Raw genomic sequence first — 3,027 nt, 5'->3', positions numbered from 1 at the left:
TGGGGGTGGTGCGCGAGATCGCCGGCACCCTGCGCCGGTGGCGGGCGGCGGGCACCGCGTTCGCGGTGGCCACGGTCGTCGATGTCCGGGGCAGCGCGCCGCGCCAGCCGGGCGCGGCGATGGCTGTGGCTGCCGATGGCGAGGTCGTCGGCAGTGTGTCCGGCGGCTGCGTGGAGGGCGCCGTGTACGAGGTGGCCGCCGAGGTGGTCCGCACGGGGACGCCGGCCTTCGAGACCTATGGGATCCGCGATGACGACGTGGCCGCCGTCGGACTCACCTGCGGCGGCGTCATCGATCTGGTTGTTACGCCGCACCTGCCGCACCTGCCGCACCTGCCGCACCTGCCAGACGTGTCAGACGTGTCAGATCTGTCGCCCCCGCCGGGCCAGTCGGACCCGGGGCCATCGCCGCTCGACGCGGTCCTTGCGGCGATCGCCGCCGACGAGCCGGTGGCGCTGCTGACCGTGGTCGGTGGCGAGCGGCTGGGCAGCCAGGTCGCGGTGTGGCCGGAGCGGACCGCCGGTTCGTTCGGTGCGTCCGGGTTCGAGGTGACCGGGTGCGAGGTGACCGCGGTCGACGACGCCCGTGGCATGCTCGCGGCCGGGCTCAGCGGCCTGCGTCACTACGGTCTTCACGGGCAGGGGGTCTCCACGGGCAGCGGCGACCCGACGCGGTACCGGTGTTCGTCTGTTCGTTCGCGCCGCCGCCGCGGATGCTGGTCTTCGGGGCGATCGACTACGCCGCCGCGGTGGTCCGCATCGGGCGTTTCCTCGGTTACCGGGTGACGGTGTGCGACGCGCGGCCGGTCTTCGCCACTCCTCGCCGTTTCCCCGACGCCCACGAGGTGGTATGCGAGCGACCGGCGGCGTTCCTCGCCCGCACCGAGGTCGACGCGCGCACGGTGATCTGCGTCCTCACCCACGACCCCAGATTCGACTTCCCGGTGCTGCGCGCGGCGCTGCGCTCCTCGGCCGGATACGTCGGGGCGATGGGGTCGCGGCGCACCCACGCCGACCGGCTGCGCCGGCTGCGCGAGGACGGGGTGAGCGAGTCCGACCTGGCCCGGCTGCGCTCACCCATCGGACTGGATCTGGGCGCGCGCACGCCCGAGGAGACGGCCGTCTCCATCGCCGCGGAAATCATCCAGAACCGGTGGGGCGGGAGTGGCCGCCCGTTGCGAGCCACCCGCGGCTGCATCCACGCCGAATCCGGTGATCCCGGCGGTGCTGCGGACGGGTGCCCGGGGAAACCAAGATAATCAACGGTGTTGACGAGCATTCACACTCAAGATCATAAAAGACAAGACCATAAAAGAACAAAACAACACTCCCAGTCCTGGCCGAGAATGCCTGAGTCGCGGCCGGAGGCAAACTCGGGGGTGAGATGCCAGGGTCGAGGGGGCCGTGGCGGGAGCCTGCCGGAGGAGTGGCGTACGTGCGTATCGCGATGTCGCTGGGGTACAGCGGAGGTTTCGAGGAGACCGTCTCGGGGCTCGCCGACTACGAGAAGGCCGGGCTCCAGGTCGTCCAGGTCGCCGAGGCCTACAGCTTCGACGCGGTCAGCCAGCTGGGGTTCCTCGCCGCCCGGACCTCGCGCGTCGAGATCGCCTCGGGGATCATGCAGCTCTACACGCGCACCCCGAGCCTCATCGCGATGACCGCCGCGGGCCTCGACTTCGTCTCGCGCGGGCGGTTCACCCTCGGGATCGGCGCGTCGGGGCCGCAGGTCATCGAGGGTTTCCACGGCGTCCCCTACGATGCCCCGCTGGGCCGGACCCGCGAGACCATCGAGATCTGCCGGAAGGTCTGGCGCCGGGAGGTCCTCGAGTACCACGGCCATCACTACGACATCCCGCTCACCGCGGGGCGGGGGACCGGCCTCGGCAAGCCCTTGAAGATCATTAATCGACCGGTGCGGGACCGGATCCCGATCGTGCTGGCCGCGCTCGGTCCGAAGAACGTCGAGCTCGCTGCCGAGCTCGCCGAGGGTTGGATGCCCGCCTTCTACCTGCCGGACAGCGCGGACGAGGTGTGGGGCGAGGCGGTGCGGGCCGGTACGGCCAAGCGGGACCCGGCGCTCGGCACCCTGGACGTCTGGGCCGGGGCGTCCCTGGCCGTCGGCGACGACGTCACCGCGCTGCGCGACACCGACCGGCCGCAGCTCGCGCTGTACATGGGGGGCATGGGCGCGCGGGGCCGCAACTTCTACAACGACCTGGCTCACCGCTACGGCTACGCCGCGGAGGCGAAGCTTGCCCAGGACCTCTACCTCGCGGGTCGTAAGGAGGAAGCCGCCGCCGCGGTGCCGGCCGGCCTGCTGGAGAGGCTCTCCCTGATCGGGCCGCGCGGCTGGGTGGCCGAACGGCTCGCCGTGTTCGCGGAGTCCGGGGTCACGACGCTCGCCGTCAATCCGGTGGCGCCGACGCACCTGGAGCGGGTGCGTCTCATCGAGCAGATCCGCGAGCTCGCCGACGGCCTGTGAGGTGCCGACGGCCCGCGGCGACCCGTGCGGGGCGGCGAGCCGCGACGGCAATGGAGCCGCGGCGGCCCCGGCGGAACCGCCCTGCCCCTGATGCTGCCCTGCTCTTTGTGCCGTCCTCGGCACATCGTGTGATCAGCTCATGCCGGACGTGGTGAGGTCGTAGACCGTCTGCCCGCCGACCGTGGTGGCGGTGAAATGCGCCGCCACCCAGGCTGTGATCTCGTTGCCAGAGGTGGAGTTCCGCCCCCCGCCCATCCCGGTCCCGCCGGCAACGAAGTAGTGGATCTTGCCTTCGCTGACCCACTGCTCGAACTGCGCCAGCGTCGGTGCCGGGTCGCTGCCGTCCCATCCGCCGATCGCGATGACCGCCTTACCGCTGCTGAGCTCCAGCTCGGCGGCGGTGGTCGCACCGCTGGTGGTGGCGGCAGCCCAGGTCGTGGTGCTCGTCCTGAGCAGCGCGACCAGAGCCGTGCTCCCCGTGCTCCTTGCCACCGGCGAGTCGCTGGAGGAACCGGAGGAACCGCTGGACGAGCCCGGTGGGGTTCC

At 71.7% G+C, this 3,027-nt stretch carries 4 protein-coding genes; 3 read left to right on the top strand and 1 reads right to left on the bottom strand.

All coding sequences use genetic code 11. The annotated features are described in order from the left end of the window. The 3 genes from AC08ON_RS09950 to AC08ON_RS09940 all read left to right on the top strand — a co-directional run. Window positions 1–785: XdhC family protein (locus tag AC08ON_RS09950; protein WP_476616826.1), on the top strand; the 785-nt coding region annotated here is incomplete at its 5' end. Continuing rightward, on the top strand, window positions 713–1,258 hold the full coding sequence (locus AC08ON_RS09945) for an XdhC family protein (protein ID WP_476608641.1): 546 nt from the start codon (window positions 713–715) through the stop codon (window positions 1,256–1,258). The genes AC08ON_RS09950 and AC08ON_RS09945, both read left to right, overlap by 73 nt. A gap of 176 nt (window positions 1,259–1,434) precedes the next feature. Beyond that, window positions 1,435–2,481, top strand: coding sequence for an LLM class F420-dependent oxidoreductase (locus tag AC08ON_RS09940; protein ID WP_476608642.1), 1,047 nt, complete (start codon window positions 1,435–1,437; stop codon window positions 2,479–2,481). A gap of 132 nt (window positions 2,482–2,613) precedes the next feature. On the opposite strand, the gene AC08ON_RS09935 is transcribed toward AC08ON_RS09940, so the two are convergent. Then, window positions 2,614–3,027 (bottom strand): mannosyltransferase YkcB-related protein (locus AC08ON_RS09935; protein ID WP_476616825.1); only part of this gene is annotated, 414 nt, incomplete at its 5' end.

Source organism: Frankia sp. CoWAU3 (genome assembly GCF_977971855.1).
The sequence above is the reverse complement of the archived record's forward strand: the minus strand, read 5'-3'. Positions and strand labels throughout refer to the sequence as shown.